Source organism: Leisingera sp., assembly GCF_034669605.1.
Classification (GTDB): domain Bacteria; phylum Pseudomonadota; class Alphaproteobacteria; order Rhodobacterales; family Rhodobacteraceae; genus Leisingera.
In genome coordinates, this window is sequence record NZ_JAXMOX010000220.1 from 1 (window position 1) to 7,026 (window position 7,026).

Annotated in this window: 4 protein-coding genes and 1 pseudogene; all 5 read left to right on the top strand. The window is 55.4% G+C overall.

All coding sequences use genetic code 11. The features are described 5' to 3' along the window. Nucleotides 1–72: 72 nt before the first annotated feature. On the top strand, nt 73–1,233 hold the full coding sequence (locus VOI29_RS20805; RefSeq protein WP_323783266.1) for an acyl-CoA dehydrogenase family protein: 1,161 nt from the start codon (nt 73–75) through the stop codon (nt 1,231–1,233). Nucleotide 1,234: 1 nt separating this feature from the next. Beyond that, nucleotides 1,235–2,848: an AMP-binding protein gene (locus VOI29_RS20810; RefSeq protein ID WP_323783269.1), complete on the top strand. Its 1,614-nt coding sequence runs from the start codon at nt 1,235–1,237 to the stop codon at nt 2,846–2,848. Between the two features lie 459 nt (nt 2,849–3,307). Next, a complete protein-coding gene (locus VOI29_RS20815; RefSeq protein WP_323783272.1) occupies nt 3,308–5,722 on the top strand; it encodes an NACHT domain-containing protein in 2,415 nt (804 codons plus the stop codon). Nucleotides 5,723–6,085: 363 nt separating this feature from the next. Further along, the gene (locus tag VOI29_RS20820; protein WP_323783274.1) at nt 6,086–6,484 is read left to right on the top strand and encodes a hypothetical protein; all 399 of its coding nucleotides are present in this window, start codon (nt 6,086–6,088) and stop codon (nt 6,482–6,484) included. A 122-nt stretch (nt 6,485–6,606) separates the two neighbouring features. Continuing rightward, a pseudogene (locus VOI29_RS20825) lies at nt 6,607–7,026 on the top strand (hypothetical protein); the annotation flags it as partial.

Sequence of the window (7,026 nt, forward strand, 5' to 3'; positions counted from 1 at the left end):
GATCTGCTGGAGGAGGGTGCGGGCGCCTCCGGCGGGAGTATTTGGGGAAGATGAAACAGGGAGGGCCGCGCCATGGCGGACAGGACGTTTCTGAACTGGCCGTTCTTTGAAGACCGCCACCGCGCGCTGGCGGCGGAGCTGGACGATTGGGCCGCGGCGCATCTGGCGGGCATTGATCATTCGGACCCCGATGCCGCCTGCCGGTCGCTGGTGGTTGCGCTGGGAGAGGGTGGTTGGACGCAGCATTCCGGTGCTATGGCCGGGGAGACACTGGATGTGCGCAGCCTCTGCCTGATCCGCGAGACGCTGGCGCGGCATGACGGGCTGGCGGATTTCGCCTTTGCCATGCAGGGGCTTGGAACCGGTGCGCTCTCGCTGTTCGGCACTCCGGAGCAGCAGGGTGAATGGCTGCCGCTGACCCGCGCAGGCAAGGCGGTTTCGGCCTTTGCGCTGACCGAGCCGCAGTCGGGCTCGGATGTGGCCAATTCGACCATGACTGCGACGCAGGACGGTGGCCATTACGTGCTGAATGGCGAGAAAACCTGGATTTCCAATGGCGGTATTGCCGATGTCTACACGCTGTTTGCCCGCACCGGCGAGGCGCCGGGAGCCAGGGGGCTGAGTGTTTTTGTTGTGCCGGCCGATCTGCCTGGATTTGAGGTGGCGGAACGGCTGGAAACCATCGCGCCGCATCCGCTGGCAACATTGCGTTTTACCGATTGCCGGATCCCGAAGTCCGCGTTGCTGGGGCAGCCCGGCGCGGGCTTCAAGATCGCGATGTCGGTGCTGGATGTGTTCCGCTCGACCGTGGCGGCGGCGGCGCTGGGGTTTGCGCGCCGGGCGCTGGACGAGGCGCTGGCGCGGGTTACCACCCGGCAGGTGCAGGGCGCGCCGCTGTTTGATCTGCAGATGGTGCAGGGGCATATTGCCGACATGGCGCTGGATGTGGATGCCAGCGCGCTGCTGGTTTACCGCGCCGCCTGGGCCAAGGATTCCGGCGCCGCGCGGGTGACACGGGAGGCGGCGATGGCCAAGCTGTTTTCCACAGATCAGGCGCAATCTGTGATCGACAGGGCGGTGCAGCTGCATGGCGGAGACGGCGTGCGCCGGGGCCAGAAGGTTGAGGAGCTTTACCGCGATATTCGTGCCCTGCGCATTTACGAAGGGGCCTCGGACGTGCAGCGGGTGGTGATCGCCCGCCAGGCGCTTGCCGCTTTTCAGGGAGGGAACTGAGATGCTGGGACCATCAGCGCATGAAGACACTTTCACCCGGGATAACCTGCCGCCTGAAGATCAGTGGCCCGGGTTTCTGCTGGAGGGGTTTGACTATCCCGACCACCTGAACGCCGCGGTTGAGCTGACCGATGCGATGGTGGAGAAGGGGTTTGGCGACCGCACTGCGCTGATCGGCAACGGCCGCTACCGCACCTACAAGGAGCTGGCAGACTGGACCAACCGGCTGGCGCATGTGCTGAGCGAGGATCTGGGGGTGAAACCGGGCAACCGGGTGCTGATCCGCTCGGCCAACAACCCGGCGATGGTGGCCTGCTGGCTGGCGGCGACCAAGGCGGGCGCGGTGGTGGTCAATACCATGCCGATGCTGCGCAAGGGGGAGCTGGCCAAGATTGTCGATAAGGCCGAGGTGTCCCATGCGCTGTGCGACACCCGGCTGAAGGACGAACTGGTCGCCTGCGCCAAAGACTCGAAATTCCTGAAAACCGTAGTGGGCTTTGATGGAACGTCCAATCACGATGCGGAACTGGACCGGCTGGCGCTGGAAAAACCGGTGGCATATGAGGCGGTGCGGACGGGGCGTGATGACGTGGCTTTGCTGGGGTTCACGTCCGGCACCACCGGGTCGCCCAAGGCGACGATGCATTTTCACCGCGATCTGCTGATCATCGCCGATGGCTATGCGCGCGAAGTGCTGGATGTGCAGCCCGAAGATGTCTTTGTCGGCTCGCCGCCGCTGGCCTTTACCTTCGGGCTTGGCGGGCTGGCAATTTTTCCTTTGCGGTTTGGCGCTGCAGCGACGCTGCTGGAAAACGCGACCCCGCCGAACCTCATCGAGATCATCGAGAAATACAAGGCAACGGTCTGCTTCACCGCGCCGACAGCCTACCGCGTGATGCTGCGGGCGATGGAGGAGGGGGCGGATCTGTCGTCGTTGCGGGCGGCAGTTTCAGCCGGGGAAACCCTGCCCGCACCGGTCTATGAGGAGTGGATGCAGAAGACCGGCAAGCCGATGCTGGACGGGATCGGCGCGACCGAGATGCTGCATATCTTCATCACCAACCGGTTCAGCGACCACCGGCCTGCCTGCACCGGCAAACCGGTCGGCGGCTATCAGGTGAAGGTGCTGGCTGCAGACGGCACCGAGGCCCCGCGCGGCGAGGTCGGGCGGCTGGCAGTAAAGGGACCGACCGGCTGCCGTTACCTGGCTGATGACCGGCAGGCAGAATATGTCAGGGACGGTTGGAACATCACTGGTGACAGTTTCATCCGGGACAAAGACGGCTATCTGCACTTTGCCGCCCGGAACGACGACATGATCGTGTCGGCCGGTTACAACATTGCGGGACCTGAAGTGGAAGCCGCCCTGCTGGCGCATGAGGCGGTGGCGGAATGCGCGGTGATCGGCGCCCCTGACGAGGCCCGCGGCGAGATTGTGCAGGCCCATGTGGTGCTGGCCGAGGGGCAGGTGCCGTCGGTGGACCTGGTGAAACGTCTGCAGGACCATGTGAAGGCGGCGATCGCGCCTTACAAGTATCCGCGATCGGTTGTGTTCACCGCGGCACTGCCAAAGACCGAAACCGGTAAAATCCAGCGCTTCAGACTGAAAGCCTAGCTGCCAGGGCCATTCCCGGCACCTGTCCTGACGGCGGCTGCCAAACTGCCGGCAAGGTGCGCGGGTTTGGCGGATTCAGCAAGCCTATGGCACGCTCGGGCGGATGTAAGGGGCTGAATTAGAACGGCAATTGCAACTGAGTGCAGGTGGAGGCGAGTACCGGAATGTGCCATGTTTTTGGGGATAATCGTGTAACCGGATGTTTTTAAATGGTTAACTGCTGTTCGTGAATGCTCCTGTAGTGTCCAGCGTAATGTCAGATGTGGGCGAGGCCGTAGTGTCAGGGCATTGGAAGCCACCAGCGAGCCTCACTTCTGGAAGGCATCGCCAACCTCATAGTATTGCAATCGACCGGGAAAGCTCGCAGGCTCCGACTCTGTTTACAGACAACGGATTTCAAAATTGGTTAGTTCGATCAGACACGTATCTACCGGTAAGGCCGGTGATAGCCTTCGCAACATGGCTGCAGAAATTCTATCCACTCACTATGGCCAGCCGCGTGAGGAATACAGAGCATGCGGAAAAAAGGTGGATATCTTCTTCCAGAAAGAAGAATTCGGTCACGTTGAGCGTATCTATGTTGAGGCAAAAGACTATGGCCAGCCACTCGGACGTTCTGACGTGGTCCATATTTGTGTGGACTATGAAGGCATTCTGAAACGGAATGCTCCGTGCAAGCTTATCATCGTGACAAGGAATGGGTTGCATACAGACGCTCGAACCTATCTCGAGGAAGAGCGGACGGAAGTGCGGCATCAAACTCTATCAGAGATAGAGAACGCTTCCTTAAATTTGAACAACTACATGCATACTTTAATGAGTAACTGTAGCGGGGTTCGTCTAGATGATTATTATATAGAGGCGGGTTTTGAAGTCAGGTGTTCACTTGATGAGTCTTTGAAGGCTTTTGATCAGCAGACGCTTGGCTGTTTTGACCAAGAAAGCAGTGCTATTTCCGCGATCCGAGAGTGGTTAATAAATGAAGATGACTTTCGGCCACTAGCTATTCTTGGAGGTTATGGGTCAGGTAAAACGAGCGTTGCCACCAAGTTGGCGGCGGAATTTGCCGAAAAAGCTCTTGATGATCCAACATCGCGTCAACCGATTGTGTTGAAGCTGGGGGAAATTACACACTTCAGCAGTATTGAAGGGATACTCGGCGGGCATTTTACGCACTCACATCCCGTGCCGAATTTCAACTTTTCCAATTTCTCGAAGCTGAACGAAAAGGGACGATACATCATCATTCTCGACGGGTTTGACGAAATGAAGCACGCCATGAGTTGGGCGGACTTTAGGCAAATGATACGCACCCTGTTAAAGCTGAAATCGGATCGTTCTAAAATTGTTCTTCTGGGTCGTCCAAGCTCTCTAATCAGTGAAGAAGAGGAGAGGTATGTCCTCAAGGGACAGCGGCGGATGAAGGATAATTGGGTTAATTTGCCTGATTGGCCGAAATTCCATGAGATCGCTTTGCTAGACTTTTCACCAGAAGAGAGGAAAAGCTTCATAAACAAGTATCTGATGACGTTTTTGTCCGAAGCGATGCCGGATGAAGGGAGGCAGTCTAGAGCAGAGCTTACAAACCAAATTGCAGATAAGAATCTAGAGTTGTTCAAGAAACCGGTACACTCGAAAATCTTAACGGATCTTGCGATAGATGTTGAGTTTGACCTTGATCATTTTCGTCGAAGCTTCTCGAGGTGGGATTTGTATCAGAGCTTTATTGAAGCGATATACGACCGAGAAGCCGAGAAGTCTGCCAGGACTGCGATCTCTTCCGAACATCGTTTGAAGTTCCTTGAAGACATTGCCTTTTGGCTATGGGCCGAGCGTGATGCTGCCACTTCCTTTGAGGTTGGGCAGATTCCTCGCAGTATTCGTTCCGACATAGCACTCTGGGATGATGATTTGGCTGCTGGGGTTCGGGAGATGCTAACGGGTTCAATTCTTGAAAAGAAAGGGTATGAAACATACTATTTTGGCCACCGTTCGTTCGCAGAGTTTCTCGTTGCTTCAAGAATGTATCGGCGTACCCCGGCAGCGAATGAGCATGAGAAATATTCGTCGGCTTTTGCTGATGGGGTGAAAGATTTCCTGCTTGAAGCGGATGGTATACCAAATATTACTGATTGGGTTCAGGCGTTCTCCAGCGCAAATGGCTCAATCCGACCAGAGTACATCCTTCTTTTGGCTGATGCTTGTGGTGGTATGAGGGATTTGAAACAGGGGTTGAGTCCCGCTTCATTTTGGACGGGTGTCTTGACCCCCTACAAGGTTAACTTTTTCCCCAGTCAGGAGAACCGCGATGCTGTGGTCAAAGCGTTGCGAAGCTCAAACTCTGCTGTCTTTAGTTGGCATGTGGCTTGGCTTTTGGATAACGGGGCTGCAAAATTTGGGTGGACGCAAGGGAAGTTTAACCAGGTTTTGTTTGTTGCCCTGGTTTCTAGGGTGTTCTCGTCTGTGAAATTCAAAGATCGCCGAATGACGATTTCTGAGGATTTGGCTGGTTTCAAGGGAATCGCTAGGCTGTGCTTGACTCCTTTTTCATTTGATAATGTTCGAAGGGAAGAGGATAAGTATGAGCTTGAGTTGGATTTTGCTGCTTTAGCGAATGCAGTAAAGCAAGAGCTGGATAGGTGTGGTGTTCCCTGGGTCGGTGATGTGGAAGTTTCTATTCCTAATGTTTCATTTAAAGTTTCGGATGTGAAGAAACTAATATCAGATAAGGTTTGGGATAACTGGATTATGTTCCACAAGCATATTCGGTCTTTCCCTGCTATTGTCGAAATCGCCTCAAAGCGCCGGGGGGAAGAGAGGCGTATGCAGCGGAGTGGTCGTTTCCAGAATAAGAGAGTGAATGCGAGAAGTTGACGTAAGAAGACTGACAGGGGTGGAGGTGCCAGAGACGCCATGATCTGCCGCTACCTCCTCGATCTGGAAGCCTGTCACCTCTGGATAGGCCTTCTGGAGGTTTGGCTCTCTGCGTCCTGGGTCGACAGTTGCAGCAGGGAGTCACCGATATCCCTATCAATGGCAGCTTCGTGGTGGAGGCCCGCCGTGCGGATCTGACCGCCGAGGAAGTGAAAATGGAGTTCACTGCAAGGTTTCCAGGCTTTCATCCGGTCGTGAAGCATGCGGGGAGGTGAATGTTCGTCTTCTGGTTGTTGTGCAATTTGGCGTGGCGGGATATTGCTCTGAAAGTAATAGAGAATGTGATAAACTGGGAAAGCCGGGATGTTCGATCCATGTCCAAAATTCTTGCCTGCGCGTGTAGATGGCCTTTGTCCATTCTGCGGCTTTGATGCGGGTGAATTCCCGGTTTGCCGAGGTTGCGGAGCCAGCAAGGTCTATAGTGAACGCAACGACCACGCTGTAGGTCTGGGGCATCATGTCTGGGGAACGATCTATTTCTCGCTGGCCATTTGGGTGTGGCGTTGGTTCTGGTCAACAACACGCTTTGGCGATGGCCTATGGCAAATACAAAGCTGGGGTGCCTGGGGTGCTTGGGGCGTCAAAGGGATTTACTTCGCTGTGATAGCGTTTTGCGCTTTCGGCATAGTTTCTGAACTGCACAAGGCTTGGACGTTTATCTTTCGTCGCAGGAGTTTCATAGGGTTCGGCTGGAAAAAGTAGGTCGGTTTTGGGACCGGGCCTGTCCATGGTTCCGTCCCTCCCCATTTAGCGGGTTACGTATGCAAGCTCCTGCGTGCGTACGCGCCAATCCGGCTTTGAACGAATTTAAGAAAGGAAATTGAATGCCTTCTTCCGGAGATGTGCGATCTGTAGCACCTCTAAATTTACCACACGCACCAGACGTTTTTGAGAATCTCAATACCGTTTTAGCCAGGTCAGAAACTGCGCGGAGGCACGCAGGCTCCTTAGGTGTCAAATTCAGGCAAACCGGCTATGGATTGCATTTTGTAGAGCATCTTTCTGCTGCCGGTTCCAAGTGGGTCTTGGCTAAGAAAGTGGAAGGACTGAAGTTCGGATCTTCGGGATACAGCAGTGCCAGGACCGAGACTGGCTATAGTGGTTTGACCATCATCCAGTTTAGCGTCATGGTGGACCTGTCACGGTTTGATGCCGCTCCTTTGATAGCATTTACTGCAACAAAGGAGACTGACTATGGGACTGAAACGGACGGACGAATTCCGCAAGGATGCGGTGCGCATTGC

What these genes read in the sequence shown, in the direction of transcription:
- VOI29_RS20810 (WP_323783269.1), top strand. Translation starts at nt 1,235, where the DNA reads ATGCTGGGACCATCAGCGCATGAAGACACTTTCACCCGGGATAACCTG.
- VOI29_RS20805 (WP_323783266.1), top strand. Translation starts at nt 73, where the DNA reads ATGGCGGACAGGACGTTTCTGAACTGGCCGTTCTTTGAAGACCGCCAC.
- VOI29_RS20820 (WP_323783274.1), top strand. Translation starts at nt 6,086, where the DNA reads ATGTTCGATCCATGTCCAAAATTCTTGCCTGCGCGTGTAGATGGCCTT.
- VOI29_RS20815 (WP_323783272.1), top strand. Translation starts at nt 3,308, where the DNA reads ATGGCTGCAGAAATTCTATCCACTCACTATGGCCAGCCGCGTGAGGAA.